This is a genomic window from Streptomyces sp. GbtcB7 (assembly GCF_019091445.1).
GTDB classification, from domain to species: domain Bacteria; phylum Actinomycetota; class Actinomycetes; order Streptomycetales; family Streptomycetaceae; genus Streptomyces; species Streptomyces mirabilis.
The window spans coordinates 35159-53926 of record NZ_JAGXJM010000022.1 but is presented as its reverse complement, the minus strand read 5'-3'; the positions used below and the strand labels follow the sequence as shown (position 1 = coordinate 53926).

Annotated in this window: 23 protein-coding genes; 17 read left to right on the top strand and 6 right to left on the bottom strand. The window is 70.8% G+C overall.

What is annotated here, in order from left to right; all coding sequences use genetic code 11:
• Nucleotides 1–32: 32 nt before the first annotated feature.
• The 6 genes from KVT44_RS31925 to KVT44_RS31900 form a co-directional block, all read right to left on the bottom strand.
• The gene (locus KVT44_RS31925) at nucleotides 33–710 is read right to left on the bottom strand and encodes a hypothetical protein (RefSeq protein WP_308314171.1); all 678 of its coding nucleotides are present in this window, start codon (nucleotides 708–710) and stop codon (nucleotides 33–35) included.
• 48 nt (nucleotides 711–758) lie between these two features.
• A complete protein-coding gene (locus tag KVT44_RS31920; protein ID WP_217570799.1) occupies nucleotides 759–1223 on the bottom strand; it encodes a GNAT family N-acetyltransferase in 465 nt (154 codons plus the stop codon).
• 17 nt (nucleotides 1224–1240) lie between these two features.
• Entirely contained in the window at nucleotides 1241–1828 is a 588-nt protein-coding gene (locus KVT44_RS31915; protein WP_217570572.1) for a hypothetical protein, read from the bottom strand.
• Nucleotides 1825–2319 carry a type II toxin-antitoxin system RelE/ParE family toxin gene (locus KVT44_RS31910; protein ID WP_217570571.1) on the bottom strand — a complete coding sequence of 165 codons (495 nt, stop codon included), beginning with the start codon at nucleotides 2317–2319 and terminating at the stop codon, nucleotides 1825–1827. Before KVT44_RS31910 ends, KVT44_RS31915 begins: the two co-directional genes overlap by 4 nt.
• A complete protein-coding gene (locus KVT44_RS31905) occupies nucleotides 2316–2927 on the bottom strand; it encodes a DUF4913 domain-containing protein (protein ID WP_217570797.1) in 612 nt (203 codons plus the stop codon). The genes KVT44_RS31910 and KVT44_RS31905 overlap by 4 nt, the downstream gene beginning before the upstream one ends.
• A 206-nt stretch (nucleotides 2928–3133) precedes the next feature.
• Entirely contained in the window at nucleotides 3134–3889 is a 756-nt protein-coding gene (locus tag KVT44_RS31900) for a site-specific DNA-methyltransferase (protein ID WP_217570569.1), read from the bottom strand.
• 521 nt (nucleotides 3890–4410) lie between these two features.
• Here KVT44_RS31900 and KVT44_RS31895 point away from each other — a divergent pair.
• The 17 genes from KVT44_RS31895 to KVT44_RS31820 all read left to right on the top strand — a co-directional run bounded on the left by KVT44_RS31895 (nucleotide 4411) and on the right by KVT44_RS31820 (nucleotide 18707).
• On the top strand, nucleotides 4411–5520 hold the full coding sequence (locus tag KVT44_RS31895) for a C40 family peptidase (RefSeq protein ID WP_217570567.1): 1110 nt from the start codon (nucleotides 4411–4413) through the stop codon (nucleotides 5518–5520).
• A gap of 175 nt (nucleotides 5521–5695) precedes the next feature.
• Nucleotides 5696–6061: a hypothetical protein gene (locus tag KVT44_RS31890; RefSeq protein ID WP_217570566.1), complete on the top strand. Its 366-nt coding sequence runs from the start codon at nucleotides 5696–5698 to the stop codon at nucleotides 6059–6061.
• 252 nt (nucleotides 6062–6313) lie between these two features.
• Nucleotides 6314–6622, top strand: a complete 309-nt coding sequence (locus KVT44_RS31885; RefSeq protein WP_217570564.1) for a DUF6112 family protein — start codon at nucleotides 6314–6316, stop codon at nucleotides 6620–6622.
• Nucleotides 6622–7305: a hypothetical protein gene (locus KVT44_RS31880; RefSeq protein ID WP_217570562.1), complete on the top strand. Its 684-nt coding sequence runs from the start codon at nucleotides 6622–6624 to the stop codon at nucleotides 7303–7305. Before KVT44_RS31885 ends, KVT44_RS31880 begins: the two co-directional genes overlap by 1 nt.
• Nucleotides 7306–7344: 39 nt before the next feature.
• Entirely contained in the window at nucleotides 7345–8700 is a 1356-nt protein-coding gene (locus KVT44_RS31875; RefSeq protein WP_217570795.1) for an ATP-binding protein, read from the top strand.
• An 87-nt stretch (nucleotides 8701–8787) separates the two neighbouring features.
• On the top strand, nucleotides 8788–10260 hold the full coding sequence (locus tag KVT44_RS31870; RefSeq protein WP_217570560.1) for an SCO6880 family protein: 1473 nt from the start codon (nucleotides 8788–8790) through the stop codon (nucleotides 10258–10260).
• A 130-nt stretch (nucleotides 10261–10390) separates the two neighbouring features.
• Nucleotides 10391–10846: a DUF6238 family protein gene (locus KVT44_RS31865; RefSeq protein WP_217570558.1), complete on the top strand. Its 456-nt coding sequence runs from the start codon at nucleotides 10391–10393 to the stop codon at nucleotides 10844–10846.
• A gap of 29 nt (nucleotides 10847–10875) precedes the next feature.
• The gene (locus KVT44_RS31860; protein ID WP_217570556.1) at nucleotides 10876–12405 is read left to right on the top strand and encodes a VirB4 family type IV secretion system protein; all 1530 of its coding nucleotides are present in this window, start codon (nucleotides 10876–10878) and stop codon (nucleotides 12403–12405) included.
• Between the two features lie 21 nt (nucleotides 12406–12426).
• The gene (locus KVT44_RS31855; RefSeq protein ID WP_217570554.1) at nucleotides 12427–13146 is read left to right on the top strand and encodes an HAD family hydrolase; all 720 of its coding nucleotides are present in this window, start codon (nucleotides 12427–12429) and stop codon (nucleotides 13144–13146) included.
• 46 nt (nucleotides 13147–13192) lie between these two features.
• On the top strand, nucleotides 13193–13714 hold the full coding sequence (locus KVT44_RS31850) for a hypothetical protein (RefSeq protein WP_217570552.1): 522 nt from the start codon (nucleotides 13193–13195) through the stop codon (nucleotides 13712–13714).
• 42 nt (nucleotides 13715–13756) lie between these two features.
• Nucleotides 13757–14374 carry a hypothetical protein gene (locus KVT44_RS58500; protein ID WP_254650153.1) on the top strand — a complete coding sequence of 206 codons (618 nt, stop codon included), beginning with the start codon at nucleotides 13757–13759 and terminating at the stop codon, nucleotides 14372–14374.
• The gene (locus tag KVT44_RS31845; RefSeq protein ID WP_254650171.1) at nucleotides 14286–14954 is read left to right on the top strand and encodes a hypothetical protein; all 669 of its coding nucleotides are present in this window, start codon (nucleotides 14286–14288) and stop codon (nucleotides 14952–14954) included. Before KVT44_RS58500 ends, KVT44_RS31845 begins: the two co-directional genes overlap by 89 nt.
• Before the next feature lie 200 nt (nucleotides 14955–15154).
• Nucleotides 15155–15763 (top strand): hypothetical protein, encoded by a 609-nt coding sequence (locus tag KVT44_RS31840; protein WP_217570548.1) that lies wholly within the window; start codon nucleotides 15155–15157, stop codon nucleotides 15761–15763.
• Between the two features lie 26 nt (nucleotides 15764–15789).
• On the top strand, nucleotides 15790–16344 hold the full coding sequence (locus KVT44_RS31835; RefSeq protein ID WP_254650152.1) for a hypothetical protein: 555 nt from the start codon (nucleotides 15790–15792) through the stop codon (nucleotides 16342–16344).
• A gap of 74 nt (nucleotides 16345–16418) precedes the next feature.
• Nucleotides 16419–17423, top strand: coding sequence for a hypothetical protein (locus KVT44_RS31830; RefSeq protein ID WP_308314170.1), 1005 nt, complete (start codon nucleotides 16419–16421; stop codon nucleotides 17421–17423).
• 46 nt (nucleotides 17424–17469) lie between these two features.
• The gene (locus tag KVT44_RS31825) at nucleotides 17470–18165 is read left to right on the top strand and encodes a hypothetical protein (protein WP_217570546.1); all 696 of its coding nucleotides are present in this window, start codon (nucleotides 17470–17472) and stop codon (nucleotides 18163–18165) included.
• Nucleotides 18162–18707, top strand: coding sequence for a hypothetical protein (locus KVT44_RS31820; RefSeq protein WP_217570544.1), 546 nt, complete (start codon nucleotides 18162–18164; stop codon nucleotides 18705–18707). Before KVT44_RS31825 ends, KVT44_RS31820 begins: the two co-directional genes overlap by 4 nt.
• Nucleotides 18708–18768 lie beyond the last annotated feature (61 nt).

Here is an 18768-nt window from a genome sequence, read left to right as displayed (position 1 = left end):
ACGGCTGCCCGGGCGACGCAGCGCCGAGGGGTTCAGCGACGGGAGGTGTGGGAGGTCGGCCAGGCTCCGGCCCGCTGTACGGGCGCCGCGGTCGGCACCCCGGGCGCTCGCGGTGGGGCCAGGAGGGTGCGGCCGGCGTCGGTGAGGGTGATGGGCTGCCCGGCGTGCAGCGGATGGGAGTCGTCGCGCACGACAAGACCGGCCGCCTCGAACCGCTGGAACTGGCTGTAGGCGACCCGGACGCCGGAGGCCGTCACGACCGACAGGCGCTGCGTGAGCAGGTGTTCGTGCAGCTTGGCTCCCTGGGCGATGGCCAGCAGGGCCGCCTGGTCCGGGGCCGACAGCTCCGTCACCGACCCCGTTCCGAGCGTGCGGGTGGCGGCCTCGATGCCTTCCAGCGCCGCAGTGACCTGGTGCTCGCGCTCGTCGCGGGTGACAGCGGCCTCCTCCAGGGTGGCAACGGTGCGGTGGATGCGCGTGAACAACGCCTGGTCGACTTCGAACTCGCCGGAGGCCAGCCGCTGGAGCAGGACCCGGTAGAAGGTCACGGCCTGTTCGGCCTGGACCAGAGCGCGGTGGACGTCGGCCAGGCGGGCGTGCGGCTCGTCGAGGAGGTCGCGGTCACGGTGCTGCCACAGCTGATCGATGCTGTGGCCGACAGCGGCCTCGATGCGGTGATCGAGCGCCGTGAGCACCTTCTTCGTGGACACGTGCGGTGGCGTGGGAGGCATGGACGGGGTGGTTTCTCGGTGGGGCGATCAGGGCGGACTGTGGTCGGAACGCGTATCGCCGAGCGGAATACGGACATCGAGGTACGTGCCGTCGCGGGTGTGTTCCGCGGGCCCGAGATGAGCGAGAAGGCGCAGCATCGCCGTGTTGGAGGCGTCGGTGAACGCGGTCAGCGTGTGGGCGCCTCGGCGGCGGGCGTGGGCGGCTGCGTGCCGGGCCAGCCGGGTGCCGATGCCGCGGCGCTGGTGGGCGTCGGCGACCTGCAGTCCGAGATCGACGACGCCCCCCTCGCGGCTGACGAACCCGGCCGAGGCCATCGCGAGCGGACCGCCCTCGCTGTCGAGGCCGAGCCAGACCTCGCAGTGGTCCAGCAGCCGGATGAAGTCGTGCCGGGTGATGCGGGTCCGCCCCCAGCGCAGGAGCAGATTCGTGTCAGAGCAGCGCTGGTGGAGACGGTCGGCCAGAGGCCAGTCCGCTGCGGTCGCCGGGCGGATCGTGAACGGACGAGGGTTCAGCCGGGGTAGCCCTTCAGGGCGAACTGCACGGCACCGCGCCGGTATCCCTTGACCTCCCGGTCGTCGTCCATGGCGCAGGCGTACACGTTGTTCAGGGCCAGGAACTTGGCGAGGCGGACCTCGGTCAGCCCGGCGTACGGGCCACGCCCGTCGATGCCCCCGGAGAGGTCGCCGAGCACGTCGACCAGCGCTTCTGCGGACAGGGCGGGCGGGTCCCCGGCGGCGGCGAACGCGTCGAGACAGGCGTGCAGGATCGTCTCGGGCCGGCTCCGACAGTGCAGCGGGGCATCGTCCTCAGCCTCGGTGGCGCCGGAGGCGGGTGCGCAGCAGCAAGTCTGGGACACCAGCCGGGTCAACTCGACTTCGAGGCGCAGGCGTTCGGCAAGCTGGCGGGCGAACAGTTCGGGACGTTCGATGGCGAAGACGCCGTCCGCGTGGTCGCCGACGAGGGAGTCGAGTTCCTGGTCGAGGTCGTGGCAGTCCCCGGCTATGTCCAGAATCATCAGGTGGTGCGGGTTGGCGCGCGGGGGCTCGACGGCCAGCACCTCCGCGACGCGGTCGAATATGAAGGGCAGACGGGTCAACGGGCAGGGCCTTTCAGGGAGTTGGACGTGGGTGCGGGGTGGGGAAGGCCGGGCATGGCGTACGGCGGCGGTGCCGGCTTGGGGACCGGCGGCCGTTGGGCGTCCAACTGCGGGGAGCGGGAGCGGGCGGCGTGCGTGCGCACGCCGATCGGACGCCGGGCGATACCAAGACGGGCCCGGGCCGTCTTGTACACGTCGTGCCGGGCGCGCGGGCGGACGGCGACAACGTGGATCTCGGTGCGGTGGACCGCGCCGGGCGGGGCCGGGCGCTGGGCGTAGACGAGGCGCCAGGCATTGCGGTGGTCGACGTAGAGCTTGCGGTATCCGGCGAGTTCCTCGGTCAGTTTGCCGCCGAACAGCTGGGCGTTGACGACCTTCTGGAGCTGGTCGAGGGCCAGGTCGCGGATGTCGCCGGGGGCCTGGAGCAGGTCGGTCAGCGCGCGGGGGTCGAAGGACAGGCCGAAGGCCGGCCGGGCTTCGGAGCCGCTCATGCGGCGGTCCGGCCCGGCTCGCCGGACGACTGTGGTCCTTCGCTGCGGGAACTCGCCGACCGGGTGGAGGGTTTGGGGCCGGGCAGCAGGCGGTGGGCGGGTCGGTCCGGGTCGGTCATGCAGGCCGACAGCGGACCGCCGGGGGCACGGACGGCGGCCATGGCGTGGGTGAGGAAGTCTCGGTGCCACACGAACAGACCCGACAGGCCTGCCTCGGGGTCCTTGTGCTGCTGGTAGGACAGGCACAGGGCGTGGAGCCAGGCGACGACTCCGTCGTGTTCCTGCCACTTGTGGCACCACGGCGTGGCGGTGGTGACCTCCGTGCCGTAGACGGGCATGAGGAAGTCGTCCACCCAGTCGGAGAGCGCGTCGAGCTCGTCCTCGTACTCCTCGCCGTCCAGTTCCAGGATCGGGCGGGGCTCCGGCGGTGCGGGCGGCACCGGCAGGCCGGCGAATCCCGGCATGCCGAAGCCTTCGAACTCACGCGGTCCCGGCACAGTCGAGAGGCTGTCGAGCTGCTTGGCCTGCTCCGCCGACTGCGCCAGCAGCTTGCGGACACTCGCGTCAATACTTTCCAGATCCGTGTCCGGCAACCGGACCGGTTCCATTTCCCCGTCATCGCTGGGACTTATGGATTCAGGCACGAAAGGGTCCTCCTTGAAGCCGCTTCCAAATGGACTGGGATAGCGGCTCCAACCATCCGGACAATCCCCGGTTTCGCTAACCGGGGATCCGGTGCTATAACGCCTGCACGCGGCGGCCGGGAAGGAATCCGGGAAGGCGGTTTCCGGCCATGTCCAGCAGTCCGCGCGGGTCAGGAGGAGAGAACGAAATCGTCCTGGGCCAGGGTCTGTTGCAGGGTCTCGGTCAGCCGGTCGGCGGCGATCGCCGCGTAGTGCTCGGTCTTCTCCACGCCGATGAAATCGCGGCCCTCCAGAAGGGCGGCCACACCGGTCGAGCCGGATCCGGCGCAGAAGTCGAGCACCGTACCGCCCGGCGGGGCGATCTTGACGAGCTCGCGCATCACCTCGACCGGCTTCTGGGTGATGTGCTGCCGCTTCTTGCCCGACGGCTGTGAGGCCGAGTACAAGCCGGGCAGGTAGACCGGATTGCGGGAGGCGTCGATGGCGCCCTTGGAGGCCCAGACGATGAACTCGCAGTTCTGGGTGAAGCGGGCCTTCTGGGGCCTGGCCTGCGGCTTGTGCCAGGCCAGCACGCCACGCCACAGCCATCCGGCGGCCTGGATGGCATCGGTGGTGACGGGCAGTTGGCGCCAGTCGGTGAACAGCAGCGCCGTTCCACCGGTGCGCGTGAGGCGGTGGGCCTCGGTCATGATCTGCGTCAGCCAGAACCCATAGCTGCGTTGGTCCATGTTCTCGCCGGTGAAGTCCGGCAGCGCGTGCTGGGCGTCGGCGGAGGTGTACTTCTGCTTGGCGCTGCGGCTCGTGCGTTCCTTCGCCGTCCGGCCACCGGAGTTGTACGGCGGGTCGGTGATGACGGAGTCGACGCAGCCATCCGGAAGATCGACGAGGGCGTTGAGCGCGTCGCCCTGGTGCAGGGAAAAAGGCAAAGAGGTACCCCAGTTTCGGGTCGGGTGAAGGGAACTCCGGCTCGCGCACGTAACCCCGGTCAAGCCGAATGCGGGCATGAGGGCACCGCAGTCCTATGAAAGTGGGGTGGCGAGGGGAGGAGTCAAAACTGTAGGGCACGATCCCCGGTTGAGACGCATCGCCACTTCCCGGCCCCGGAATTCAGGGCTTGACCGCCCGCGATTTCGGCAACCGGGGATTGGCCCTTACTGTTTTGGAACTGCCCGGCGAACACCGCCGATGGCGCAATCCCCTACCCCTGCCCTTATGGAGATCCTCCGTGTCCCGGCCCACATGACCTGACACCCCCCGCCTCACGAGCCGAGCCGCTGCTCGCCAGGCACTCCCCGACTCACCCAACACCCGTGCCGCAGTGCCCTTTCCGTCTCTGCCACCGCGGCCGGGATCTTGCCCTCGAAGGACCCCCTGTGACAGTTCTCTGCTCTCCCCTGCCCGAAACCCGGCCACCGGGCCGTAAGTGCCGTTCCGGAGGCGCCCCCGGTTGAAGGGCATAGCCGCCGGCATCGGCGTCTTCGTCCTCTCCCCTCTCCTCCTCGCCGGCACTGCCATGCTGATGGCCACCAGCAGCGAGGCCGCGCAGACCACCTACGCGTCCTTCGCGTGCGTGGGCGACGTCGACACCGACGCCGTCGTCGAGCAGGTCACCAAGATCCTCAATGGTGCGTCCGCCAAGGACGTCCACGTCGAGGGCCTGTCCCTGCCCGAGGAGCAGGTCCCCAACGCCCGCACCATCGTGGCCACCGGGATCAGCCTCCACGTGCCGAAGAAGGGCCAGATCATCGCGCTGGCCACCGCGATGCAGGAATCGCGGCTGCGCAACCTCAACTCGGGCGACCGCGACTCGCTGGGGCTGTTCCAGCAGCGCCCGAGCCAGGGCTGGGGCACCGCCGAGAAGATCCGCGACCCCGTCTACGCCTCCACCCAGTTCTACGAGCACCTGCTCGCGGTGGACGGTTGGCAGCAGCTGACCGTCACCCAGGCCGCGCAGAAGGTCCAGCGCTCCGCCTACCCCGACGCCTACGCGAAGTGGGAGGAGCTGGCGACCGCCCTGCAGAAGGCGATCGCCCAGACGTTCCCCGACGCCGCCGGCACGGACCCGGACACGACCTCCAGCACGACATCGTGTGCGGCGACCGAGGACGGCTCCGGGTACGGCACCATCCCCGAAGGCTCGGTACCCAAGGGCTACTCGATCCCGGGGGACGCCGACCCGAAGGCACGCACGGCGATCGTCTGGGCGATGCAGCAACTCGGCACGATGTACCAGTGGGGCGGTACCTGCACAGCGCCACGCGGTCCGGATCCGATGGGCCGCTGCGACTGCAGTTCGCTGACCCAGCAGGCGTACGCGCACGCCGGGATCCAGCTCACCCGCACCACGTACACGCAGATCAGCGAGGGCAAGGCCGTCTCCCCGAAGGCGCTGAAGCCCGGTGACCTGATCTTCTCCCGCGGCAGTGCCGCTCGCCCCGAGCACGTCGGCCTTTTCATCGGCTCGGGACTCGCGATCGAGGCCCCCAGAACGGGAAAGCCTGTTCGAATCACGCCGCTGGCGGACTGGGACATCCTCGCCGCCCGCCGTGTCCTCTAGCCGCCGCCCAGGCCTCCTTCCGCCATCACCAGCACAGCGCTGACACGGCACCTGCGCGGGATTGCCCACCGCTCCATCCCTCGGGGCCGCGTCCTCACTCCTCTGGCGATTCCCGCCGGCAGGACGAGTTCCTCATCTCCCTCCCCTCTATCTCTCAACACCACGGAGTATCTGCATGATTGTTCACCACCGCGTCCGGCATGCCCTTGTAGCCGCCTCGATGGGCCTGGCCGTCGCCGCCGGCGGTCTGGCCACCGCCTCCACGGCGCAGGCGTACGACACCGGCCACACGACCATCTCGTGCAGCGCGGTCAAGGTACGCAAGGCCCCGTCGAAGACCGCCGCTGTTCTGGGTGTCGCCTACCGGCACGACAAGATCGCCTACGACCAGTTCGCGTACAAGCGCAGCCAGAAGACCTGGTTCACCCGGGGCACGGTGACCCGGAAGTCCGACGGGAAGAAGATCCGCGGCTACGTGATCTACCAGTGCGCGAACCCGTACGGCAGCAACGGCGCGCCCACCCCGCCGATCCCGAAGTAGGACGCCCCGGCGGCCGGCTCGAAGTCTGAGCCGAGGCGCCGTTGAGGCGGCGCCGGCCGGCGTGCGATCGCTCCCCAGGCTCGGCACGAATGCTGCTGGGCCCTCGTGCGCGCCGCTTCTCGTGCGCCGACCTGCCCTGGCCGGTCCCCGCACGGCTGTCGGCCCGCCTCCCCGAGGCCGCCGCCTCGCCCTCCTCCTCTCTTCTTCTTTGATTCCCGCGCGTCAGCTTCGGCGTGCGCAAGGAGCCTCCCTTTGCACCTGCTCGACACCGTGCAGTACCTGGCCTACGACCCCGGCATCACGCCCTCGGGCGGTGGCCTGCCCGGCCTCGCCGTGCTGAAGAACGTCGTCAACTCGATCAACCTGTTCGCCATCGTCGCCGTGGTCGGCGCACTCGCCGTCTCGCTCGGCGTGTGGGCCTGGGGCCATCACACCGGCGGCCACCAGGCCGAGGCCAACGGCAAGAAGGGCGCCGTCGTCTCGGCCGGCGCCGCCCTCGGCCTCGGCGCCGCGAACGGGGTCGTGGCGTTCTTCTCCGCCCTGGGATCGCAAGTCCACTGATGCCGAAACGATTCCCCTCCCTGTCCGGCTACGGCCTCGGCTGGTCGACCCGACAGCGCATCACGGTCATCGCGATCGGCCTCGCCGTCCTGCTCGCCCTCGCCGCCACCGTCGCCGTGTTCACCGGCCGCACCGGAACCAGCGACAGCACCACCAGCACTCCGTACGACGCGAGCAGCAGCACCTCGGCCTCCGCCGGCCCGACTGCGTCTGCCGGGGCCGGTTCGGTGGCAAAGCCGCCACCGGTGGCCGACCCGCTGGCCTTCGCCCAGGCCGCGGCGGCGATGCTGTGGTCGTACGACACCCGTGCCACCAGCCGTGACCAGCAACTCGCCGGCATGAGGGCGTGGCTGACGGCGGAGACCAAGTACGCCGACTGGTCCTCCCTCACCGCGCAGGTGCCGGATCCGGTGCTGTGGTCGCGGATGGCCGACCAGGACCAGTACGCCACCGCCACCGTGTCCGAGGCCCACTACCCCTCGGCGTTCAAACAGGCCCTGGCGGACGACCCGTCGGCGATCACCGAGGCGTACATCTACGCCGTCACCGTCACCGGCAAGCAGCAGATCGCCTGGAAGAAGGGCGGAGCCGGCGCCGAGGACCGCTCGATCACCCTCGCCGTGCAGTGCCGCCCCAATGCCGACTGCTCCCTGGTCTCCATCGCCCCCCACGTCGTGCCCTGACACGCCCCCAACCCACCTGTGAAAGGAGGGGTGACCCCCTTGGGCTTCTGCGACCTCCCCCTCGCGGACAAGCTCTGTGCCGTCGGAGACGCAGCCAGTTTCGCTTCCAATCCCGGCGAGGCCATCGGCAACTGGATGGCCAAGAGCGCGGGCGAACTCGCCGCCGCCGCAGCCGACCTAGCCGCCGAGGCGGTCGACACCACCACCAAGGTCGACCTGAACGCGACGTGGTTCCGCGACAACTACGAGATGATCCTGCCGATCGGGCTGATCGTCCTCGTCGCCACCTTCTGCGCACAACTTGTCAGAGCGGCGATCCGCCGCGACGGCCAGGCCCTCATCCAGGCATTCACGGGCACCGCCGGCGGCGTGCTGTTCGCCTTCACCGCGATCGCCTTCACCACCGTCGCCATCGAAGTGGTCGACGCCCTGTCCGACGGACTGTTCAAAGCCGCCAACCTGGACATCGCCACGGCAGTGCGGCGCATCGTCAAGGTGAGCCAGATCGCCTCCCTGTCCGGCCTGGGCTGGCTGGTGACGGTCTTCGTCGGTGTCGGCGCCGCGATCGGCGCCTTCCTCTACTGGTGCGTGATGATGGTCCGCAAGGTCGGCATCCTCGTCATGGTCACCCTCGCCGTCTTCGCCGGAGCCGGCGGCGGCTGGGAGGTCGCCCGGCGCTGGCGCAAGGGCTGGATCGAAGCCACCGCCACCCTCGTCGTCTCCAAGCTCCTGATGACCGTGATCTTCGTCCTCGGAATCGCGGCCATGGGCAAGACCGAGGCCAAGGACGGCACCGCCGCCCTCGCCGACGTCATGGCCGGCATCGTCATCCTGACGCTCGTTTTGCTCTGCCCCTACGCCACGTTCAAGTTCGTGCACTGGGCCGCCTCCGAAGGCTCGGACGCCGAATCACTGCACCGTTCTGGTGGTGCAGGCGCGCAGATCGCCCGCCAGCACGCCGAACGTGCCGGCCGGAAGGCCGCTGCCGCGGTCACGACCGCCGGAGTCGGTGGTGCTGCGGCCGGAGCGGGCGCCGCTCCCCAGGGTCCGGACGTGGGTGGTTTCCCCGGCGACATCGCCGCCAACCCCACATTGGACACCGGCACGGACTCGGGCGGTTCGAACGCCGCGTCATCCGCAGGCGCAGGGGCCGCCAGCGGTCTGGAGAAGGCTGTGCAGCCCCCGCCGACCAGCCCGCGAGACGACACCAGCGGCCACCTCGGCGGCACCCCCGGACCGCAGTCCGGTGGCGGATCCACCGGTCAGGGCAGCGGGTTCATGTCCGCACCCCCGACCGCAGCCGCCTCCCCTCCACCGCAGGGCTCCCCGCCTGGGCCGAACTCCGCGAGTACGGCCGGGACCGGTACTCCACCGCCTCCGCCCACCGGCCTCTGACCCAACCCCACGCCGGGACGGCGCCCCGCACTCCGCGTTCGGGTGCGCCGTCCCGGCTCCGCCCCGCGCCTCACCGGAAACCGGCCCTTGTCTGAACTCTCCGTCTCCCCGATCACGGTCAAATTCCCGCACCGCTCCCGGCGCGGCATCCTCCTCGGCCTCTCCCTCCCCCAACTCACCCTCGTCTCCGCCGCGTTGGCTCTGCTGCTCATCACGGTGGTCACGACCGGACTGCTCGGCGCAATCGCCCTGACCCCGCTGTGGGCGGTCGTCACCGCGCTGGTCGCCATCCGCCGCAACGGCAGGTCACTGATCGACTGGGCACCGGTCGTCGCTCGCTACGCCCAGCGCCGCCGCACCGGCCAGACGCTGTGGCTGGCCCGGCCGGCCTCCCGGCCCCGCCAGGACGGCGTGCTGCACCTGCCCGGCACGGCTGCCTCGTTGAAGGTCGTCACACCCGGCGACTCCGCCAATCAGGCTGCCGCCGTCCACGACCCGCACCACCAGCGGCTCACCGCCGTCGCCCGGGTCAGCAGCCGCGCGTTCGCGCTGCTCGATCCGGCCGCGCAGAACGCGAACGTGGCGAGCTGGGGCAGGGCCCTGGCCGGCATCGCCCGCACCGGACACGTCGCCACCGTTCAGGTCCTGGAACGCACTGTCCCCGACTCCGGCGACACCCTCGCCCGCCACTGGACCCAGCACGGCCGGCCCGACACCCCCGTCGCCGGGCAGGTGTACTCCGAGCTGGTCGCCTCCGCAGGACCTGCCGCCGCCCCGCACGAGGCATACCTCGCCATCAGCCTGGACCTCAAGGCCGCCAAGCGCCTCATCAGCCAGGCCGGCGGCGGACTTCCCGGCGCGTTCACCGTGCTGGAGCAGACCACCTCGGCCATTGCCCTCGCTGCGCGCAGTGCGGGGCTGATGGTGACCGGCTGGCTCAATGCGCGGGAGATCGCCGCGGTCATCCGCACCGCCTACGACCCGCACGCCCTCTCCGCTCTCCAGCAATGGTCGCCGAACGGGCGGGCCGAGGCGGACCCGCACGCGGCCGGGCCGGTCGTCCAGGTCGAGGAGTACGACCGCCTCGGCACCGACAGCGCCCGCCACACCACGTACTGGATCGAGAACTGGCCCCGCACCGAGACCACTTCCGGGTTCCTGCACGGGCTGATGTTCACCGCCGGGGTGCGCCGCAGCCTGTCCCTTATATACGTGCCGCAGGGGCTCGAGTCCGCACTGCGCGACGTCCAGCGCAAGAAGGCCGCGATCATCGCCGACGCCAACGAACGCGCCCGCCGCGGACAGGTGGATTCCGAAGCCGACTCGGTCGAGTACGCGGACGTCAAGGTCCGGGAGCGCCAGTTGATCGCCGGACACGCCGACATCGCCCTGACCGGCCTGCTCACCGTCAGCGCGGACTCCGACGCCGCCCTCGACGCCGCCTGCGCGCAGATCGAAACCGCCGCGGTCACCGCCCAGGTCGACCTGCGACGGCTGTACTACCAGCAGCCCGAGGCATTCACCCTCGCCGCCCTGCCCCTCGCACGCACCGCACTATGACGGCCCCCCGCTCACCCTCCGCTCCAGCTGCCACACGGTGCCCGCCCCTATGCCGCCACCGAACCCCGCAGCGCCCGGGGCCGGTTCCCGCCCTCACTGACCTCGCCGTTCCGCGGCACCAAGGACCCCCTTGAACGCACCTCGCCCCACCGACGCGCACCCCTACCTCCGCGCCGCCACCGCCGGTCTACGCCACCACACCCGCGCCCACACCACCTCCGGCGCACCGGCCGACCGCCTGCACCTGGACACGCTGCACGCCCACCTCACCGCAGCCCACCAACTGCTCGACCAGCTGACCGACTCCACCCGGCCCCCACATCCGGCCGCCGGACGCCATCTGGCCGCCGCGCACCTGCGGTTGTGGCAGGCCACCGCCGCCGTCCACGACGCCTTCCACACCGTGCCCGCCGGCGACGAAAGCCCCGGAGCCGAAGAGTGCCGGCCAGAACGTCTCCCGGACGGCCCGCTGGTGCTGACCATCTGCCAGCGGCACCTGGCCGCCTCCCACGCGATCCGCCGCAAGACCACCCCCACCGACCTCGCCACGCCACTGCACGGCCACACCACCAACTGCACTCTCTAGACCCCGCGCCGAATCGAGCACGCTCCGCCATGACCCACCGGCCCACCCGACGCGCCCGACGCGCTTCGGCCTCCCCCCTGTTCACCCCGCACGGCACCGACCGGGCCACCCGCAAGGCCGCTCGCCGTCAGCTCTCCGAAGCCGCCGCCAAGGCCCGCGCCGAGGCCGCCTCTCACCCGGCCGGGACCGAGACCGCCGAGCAGCAGACACCCCTCGCCCTCTACCCTCCCGCGGGCCGGACCGGACCCGCCTCGGCCCGCGGCAACAAGCTCAAGCTGCCCTCCCACCGCATGACCACCGCCACCGCGTCCGGCGCATATCCGTTTCTCGCCGAAGGCGGGCTCGGCGCCGAGGGCATCTACATCGGCCGCGACGTCCACGCCGAAGCGAGCTTCTGTTTCGATCCGTTCGCCCTATACGGCAAGGTCGAGGGCTTCACCAACCCGAACCTCCTGCTGGCCGGTGTCATCGGTCAGGGCAAGTCCGCGCTCGCCAAGAGCTTCGCCCTCCGGTCGGTCGCCTTCGGATACCGCATCTACGTCCCGTGCGACCCGAAAGGCGAGTGGACCCCCGTCGCCGCCGCACTCGGCGGCACCTCCGTCGCCCTCGGCCCCGGCCTGCCGGGCAAGCTGAACCCGCTGGATGCCGCACCCCGCCCCAACAGCGTCTCCGAAGCCGACTGGGCCGGTGAGATCCGCAAGCGCCGCCTGCTGCTGCTCGGCTCCCTGGCCCGCACCGTCCTCGGACGCGACCTGATGCCGATGGAACACACCGGCCTCGACGTGGCCCTGGACACCGTGGTCACCCGCGCAGCCGCGACCGGACGCACCCCGCTGCTCGGCGACATCGCCGCCACCCTCAACAACCCGGCCGAACTCGACACCGCCGGCGGCACGATGTCCGGCCACCTCGGCGACGCCTCCCGCGACCTCGCCCACGCCATGCGGAGACTGGTCCACGGCGATCTCGCCGGGATGTTCGACGCCCCCTCCACCGTCGCCTTCGACCCCAACGCGCCGATGCTCACCATCGACCTGTCCCACCTCGGCGGCTCCGGCGACGACGTTGCCCTCGTCCTCGCCATGACCTGCGCGAGTGCCTGGATGGAATCCGCGCTCTCCGATCCGCACGGCGGACGGCGCTGGATCGTCTACGACGAAGCCTGGCGCCTCATGCGCCACCCCGGACTCCTCCAGCGCATGCAGTCCCAGTGGAAACTCTCCCGCGGCCTCGGCATCGCCAACCTGATGGTGATCCACCGCCTGTCCGACCTGCTCACCGCCGGCGACGCCGGATCGAGGGGCCGCGCGCTGGCCGAGGGCCTCCTCGCCGACTGCTCCACCCGCATCATCTACCGCCAGGAAACCGACCAACTCCACGCCGCGGCTTCCCTGCTGGGCCTGACCGCCGTGGAGACCGAGGCCATCGCCCATCTCAACCGCGGACGCGGGCTCTGGCGGGTCGCCGGACGATCTTTCATCGTCCAACATCAACTCCACCCCCACGAGCTGGCACTTTTCGACACCGACGCCCGCATGCACCTCCGCAAGCCCCTGTGACCCGCTGGAGCCATTACCGCTATGCCCATCCACATCGTCTGGGACTGGAACGGCACTCTCAAGGACGACCGGGCTGACCTGCTCGATGCCGTGAACCACACGCTCGAAAGGCTGCAAGCCGCCCCCATCGACCTCGCCACCTACCAGGCACAGCATGTCCTGCCCATTCGCCGCTTCTACACCCGGCTGGTGAACCGGCCCCTCACCGACAGCGAATGGGCCCAGGCTCAGGTGGATTTCGCGAACTTCCTGCGCTCCCGGCCACCGCGACTCCGTACGGGAGCCGAGCAGGTCCTGGCCCGTGTGCGATGCCTCGGACACAGCCAGTCCCTCCTCTCCCTGTATCCCGAAGACCTCTTGCGCGGTGAAGTCCAACGGCTGGGAATCGCCGGCTTCTTCGACCAGATCGACGGACGCCGCGGCTCGGACGGGACCAAGGCAAACGTGCTCGCCGACCACCTCAAGACCCTCCCTTCCCACCTCCGCCCCCACCCCGTCCTCCTCATCGGCGACACCGTCGACGACGGACGTGCCGCGCAAGCCGTCGGCGCTCAAGCCGTCCTGCACTCCGGCGGCCTCGAAGCAGCCGGACGGCTCCATGCCGCGGGCCTGCCGGTCACCGAAACACTCGATGCAGCTGTCGACGACGGGATCCGCCGTCTTGCCGCGCGGACAGTACCTGCCTCCGCCACGCCCATCAGCCCTCACCCGTCAGCGCACAGGGCCCGACGGCACCGCTGACACACACACCTGACCTGGAGTACCCCTGCAGCACCCCGACTTCGAGTTGTACGACAACGTCGGCCGCACCGCCGACCAGATCCACGCCCACCACACCCGCTCCGCCACCAGGGACGACCTGTACCGCTGGGCCGATCGCGACGCCGAAGCCTTCCACACTCGGCACACCCTGCCGCCCGAGCCCTTCCCCGCCCCGGACCTGAGCCCTTACACCACGGCGTTGGACGCGGCCGAGACTCCCGCCGAGTTCAGCACCGCCCTCAACGCCCTGCTGGACGCCGTCACGCCGTTCCTGAACGAGGTCATCGAGCACCTGGCCGCCACAGCCACGTGGAAGGGCCAAAACCGCGGAGCCGAACCCGAGTCACCACCCTGGCTGCTCCGCAGCGCCGCAAGCAGCATCGCTTCAGCACTGGCCATGGCGGCCGAAGCAGACCTGAAGATCCTCCACGCGCACTACGACCCGCCCCCGGATCCCGACGCGCTCACGAAGCAGAACCGTGTCTCCCCCGGCACGCCCCCGGCCCCGCCCGGCTCTCAGCCCGGGTTCGGAGGACCACGGCACTGACCGGCGACGGGTCCACCACCCGCCGCAGTACCTCAGGAACCCATGCCCACGCCCCGCACCACCTTCCTGTCCGTCTTCGCCGCGTCTCTCGCCGACCGTCTGCCTGGTACGTGGACGAGCGAGTATCACCGCCACGCCGCCTACAAGGACCAGTTCCCCGCCGTGGAGCGGCTCTGGGGCCTCGGCCATGTGGACCACATCGTCAGCCAGCAGGTCCTCGGCCACGATGCCGTCCTGAACGGGCCCCACGGACAGCAGCTCTACGTCGCCGACCGGCCCCGCTACCGCCGCCAGTTCGTGGTGGCCCCGCTGGAGCCCGAGGGCTTCACTCCCGACCAGGTCTCGGTGGTGCGTGAGCCGAACGGCATTGCCGTCCCCGACGACCCGGTCCGGGCCGCCGCCGCTGTCGTACGCCGGCTCCTGCCTCGGTATCAGCACGCGCTGGCTGCCGTGCGGAACAACGCCCGCCCGCTGCCCAGCCCCGTGCGCCGCTGTGCACCCCCAGCAGGTCATGGGCACCGTGAAGGTCACCTGGCACCCGGACGGAACCTTCACCACCCCGGACGACGGCCTGCCCGCAGAGGTCCGCAACGCCTTGTACGGCTACGGCTTCCAGGACTGCCCGCGCGACAACACCCTCCTCCTGCCGGCCACCCTTGACGGAGTCGATGAGGGCCTCGCGCGGATCCAGGCCGCCGCCCGCGATCTCGCCGGTCACGGCTTCGGCATGAACGTCCGCCCCGCCCAGCACCTCCGGCCAAATACGGCCTCCTCCGACCACCACGACACCGAAACACCGCCGATGACCCTGCCCAGCACACCCACCGATCCGGCGGGCCGGTACATACTCGGCCGCCACGTCCTGGACCTGACGGATCGGCTCAACGCCGCCACGTCGTACGACGAAGCCGCCCGCCTCGCCGACCAGGTCCTGGAACCGACCGACGGGCTCCTAGAACGCCTCGCCGAGTTCTTCGAGGCAGCGGCCGAGAAGGCCAAGGAGTCCGAACACGACGACGGGTTCGATCTGCACGACGACCTCCAGGACGCCGCGGCCACCGTGCGCGCGCTCGGCGAGGATCTGCACGTCGTCGTCGACCGGATGCAGGCCCTGGCCCACCCTCCGCGCCAGAACCAGCAGGCAGCCGTGGCCGATCACTACAGCACAGCCCATAGCACGCCCCACCCACCGGCCGTCCCGTCCCCGCCGTCCGCACCGGCCCGTGGGCGTACCCGCTGACCACGCCTAAGGAGCCCATAACGTCCGCCGCCGACCTGTCCGCCTTCGCCACCGCCCTCGCCCAGCACCTGCCGGGTCCATGGCGCAGCGAGGACGAGACCTATCCCGCCTTCGAGGACCAGGGGCCGGCCGCCGACCGGCTCTGGGAGCACGGCTTCGCCCACGCGGCGCTGTACGACTACGACCTTCATCAGGGTGCGGTGCTCCACGGCCCCGGTGACGCACGGCTGTTGGTCATCGACCGGCCGCACAAGCCGCACCGGTTCCTGGTGGCACCGCTGAAACCGGATGGCGTCAAGCCGCACAACTTCAGCGTGGTGGACAACCGGGTGATGGACATCAGCGTCACCGACGATCCGGTCCGTGCCGCCTCCGCGATCGCGCGCCGCCTGCTGCCCCGCTACCGCGCAGCCCTGGATGCCGTACGCGAGGACGCTCGTGCCCGGCCCGAGCCTCCGTACCGCCGGCCCGCGCCGGAGGTCGCCCAGAGCGTCACGCTGGTCTGGTACCCCGACGGCGTGGTGGGCGCACCGTACGACAGCGTGCCCAAGGATGCCCGTCTGGTGCTGTTCGGCTGCCACTTCTCCTACAACCTGGACCAGTTCGCGTTCGTGCTGCCCGCCTCCTACCCCGACATGGTGCGCGCCCATCTGCTCCAGACCGCCGTCCGGCTGCTCACCGCCCAGGGCATCGGCGTCAACTTCCGCCACGCCGCGCCGGCCGTCCCCGCCCAGCCGCCCCGCCCACCCGCAACCGGGCCGGGCGTACCGCCTGTGCCCACGAAGCCGCCGCCCTCGGCGCGACGGTAGCCCCTTCCCCTATTGCCATCCCGGAGTTGTCGCTGTCCGGTCCTGACCCTTCCGATCTCGACCAGCAGGCGTTGCTGCACAGCCTGGCCGACCGTCTGGGAAGTGTGGCCGACCGCCTTCCGCTGCCCGACCAGATCCGCCTGGATCCCGGAGTGAGCGAGATCCTGGACGATGAAATCCGCCACCTGGCCGGCCTGCTGGGCTACCTGGCCGGAGAGCACGCGCGCCTTCACCGGGCCGCCGCCAACTACCCCAGCCGACTCACGGTCACCGGCCGTCGCACCGCGCTCGCGCTCGCCTCCGCCGCCGAGCCCACCGGCGCCGCGCTCGCCGCCCTCGGCCACGCCGTCCACCACCTCGGCCACCTCGCCGACCTCGCCCACCAACCCCCGAGCCCGGCCCACGCCCGGTCAACCGCCGCCGTGCACCAGGGACTTACGAACTGTATGCGCGAGGTTCGTATGCTCCTCGCCCGCGCCGCGAAGGACCTGCGGACGGCGGCGGACACCCGGACGGCACCGCACGCGGCCCCGCCGTACCCCGCGCCCGCGGCCTCCGCCGCCACCTCCCGTACCCGCTAGCCCCACTTCCCCGGAGCATCCTCATTCCGCTGCACGCCTCCACCCGTCGTACCGCCCTCCTGTTCACCGCCGTCGTGACGGCCACACTCACCGCGTCCGCCTGCACCACCCCGGGCAGCACCGACACCACCAAGGCCAAGGCCGACCGCACCGCTTCACCCGCGCCGACCGCCGAACCGGCGCTGACGAAGAAGGCCGCCCTCGCCCAGATCGCCCACTACTCCAAGATCAACAATGAGGCGAACGCCACCCACAACCGCCGCCTGCTCGACACCATCGAGGACGGCCCGCTGTACGCGATGTCCATCGCCGACTACGAGCAGGACGAGGGCCTGCCCAAGGCCGACCGCGAAACGTACAAGCCGTGGTCGTACAACCTCGCCTCCACCACCGTCTACATCCCCCGCTTCACCGCCGGCCAGCAGAAGTGGTTCGCCGCCGTCACCTACAGCGGCAAGACCGACAAGTACCCGCGTCTCCTCGTCATGGCCGAGCAGGCGACGACGAAGCGGTGGGAGGTGGTCGCCGCCGTCGACCTCGACGACAAGAAGCAGCTCCCGAAGATTGCCCTCGACGCGGACGGCTACGCCACCGCCCTCGACGCCACCTCCGCCAAGAACGTCGCCGCCCCGGTCGATGTCCTGCGTTCCGCGGTCGGCGACAACTTCGCCACCGGCGGCGACCTGAGCGGCAAGAAGGTGTTCGCCACGGCCAAGGCGTCGGCCCGGCAGATCACGGTGCACGACAAGACGACCCGCAAGTTCGGCACCCGGGGCACCACCGTGTTCTCCGCCGCCGGCCCGGAGTTCACCGACAGCTACGCGCTCAAGACCACCACCGGCAGCGCCCTCGTCGTCTTCGCGCACACCCACACCCAGCGCGACACCGTCGCCGCCGGACTGAAGATCATTCCGGACAAGGACGACCGCGCCTGGCTCGGCACCACCAACTCCCCGTCCTTCACGTACACGTTCACCTGCTCCGACGTCGCCACCGTCCCCACCACGCCCGCCAAGTCGACGCTGCTCGGCTATACCTGCCGCCGCACTGACGCCCACGGCATGACCACCTCCTCGTAACCGCCGCCCCTCACGCGACCCGCCCGCACAAGGAACCGAACCGCCCTTGCACGTAACCGAATTCACCCACGGGCTCGCCGAGCGCCTGCCCGGCTGGCGGCCTGCCGCCACCGCGGTGCCCATCGCCGATGACCCGGCCAGCAACCGGATCTGGGACAGCGGCCCCCTGCCGTGCGCCGCTTTCCAGACGGACGCCGTCCAGCGGAGTGTGCTGACGAACCACTGGGGCCTGCAGCTGTACGTCATGCCCCGTCCCCACCGCCCGGACCAATTCCTGGTGCTGCCGATGCTGCCCGCCAACACCAGCCATCAGCACGTCCAGGGCCTCAGGGCCCCGCGCGGCATCGCCGTGCCCGCCGATCCCGTCCGGGCCGCGGCCCGGGTGCACCGCCGGCTGCTGGGCGACTACCGCTTCGCCTCGTCGACCCCGATCCGGCGCAGCAGTCCCGGCCCCTTCCAGGTCCACGTCACCCTCGACGACCGGCAGCGTCCGCGGATCCGCACCGGCTACATCAGCGCCTTCATCGAACTCCTCGCGCACGGCGGCTTTCTCCTCGACCCCGCCACCGGCGAATGCCACCTGCCGGACGCCCTCACCCCCGAGCAGACCAGACACCAGCTGGTCAAGAGCCTGCAGCGCCTGCGGCGCCGTGACTTCCACATCACCATGCACTCCTTGGACGGCCCGCGCTCCCACCCACCCCTTCCACCGGGCAACCCGCGCCAGGGGCGCCGCCGATGAGCACCACCGACGACGCCGACATCCGCACCCAGCTCGCCACCTGGCAGCGCCGCATCCAGCAGACCGCCACCGGCCTGACCTCACCGCAGACCGGCAGCCCGCAGTCGGCCCTCGCGCCCCTGCTCCATCAGCTCGTCTCCGTGTACAACGTCGCCTCCGGCCTCATAGGCGAGATACTCCGGTCGGCCGACAGCCCCCTCGCCACCACCGACACGGGACGCGCCTACCTCGTCCAGCTGGCCACCGCGCTCGAACACACCAACCGGACGGCCGCACACTTGAGTACGGCCGTGACCGGCCTCGCCGACATTCACCGGCTCGCGCCCCGCCCCGGCACCGCCACCCCGGCCGAGAGCCAGCTGGACATCACGCTCGGCCACGACGCCGCGCTGCGCAGCCTGAAGCGTGCACTGGCCGCCGTCACCGGCCGGCTCACCGACACTCCGCCCGGCCAGGGAGCTGCCCCGGCGCCCACCGTCATCGAGCAGCACCGCCGAGCCGCCGACAGCGGCTCGACCCATCCCGTGCGCCGCCGCCCCTGATCGGGGCGTCAACTACCCACCGTCCGAACGACCTTGGAGAACTTCTGGCCACCCGATCCTT

Bases quoted from the DNA above. Each gene is read 5' to 3' on its own strand.
- KVT44_RS31910 (WP_217570571.1), bottom strand. From the start codon at position 2,319: ATGAGCGGCTCCGAAGCCCGGCCGGCCTTCGGCCTGTCCTTCGACCCC.
- KVT44_RS31905 (WP_217570797.1), bottom strand. From the start codon at position 2,927: ATGGAACCGGTCCGGTTGCCGGACACGGATCTGGAAAGTATTGACGCG.
- KVT44_RS31890 (WP_217570566.1), top strand. From the start codon at position 5,696: ATGATTGTTCACCACCGCGTCCGGCATGCCCTTGTAGCCGCCTCGATG.
- KVT44_RS31880 (WP_217570562.1), top strand. From the start codon at position 6,622: ATGCCGAAACGATTCCCCTCCCTGTCCGGCTACGGCCTCGGCTGGTCG.
- KVT44_RS31860 (WP_217570556.1), top strand. From the start codon at position 10,876: ATGACCCACCGGCCCACCCGACGCGCCCGACGCGCTTCGGCCTCCCCC.
- KVT44_RS31855 (WP_217570554.1), top strand. From the start codon at position 12,427: ATGCCCATCCACATCGTCTGGGACTGGAACGGCACTCTCAAGGACGAC.
- KVT44_RS58500 (WP_254650153.1), top strand. From the start codon at position 13,757: ATGCCCACGCCCCGCACCACCTTCCTGTCCGTCTTCGCCGCGTCTCTC.
- KVT44_RS31820 (WP_217570544.1), top strand. From the start codon at position 18,162: ATGAGCACCACCGACGACGCCGACATCCGCACCCAGCTCGCCACCTGG.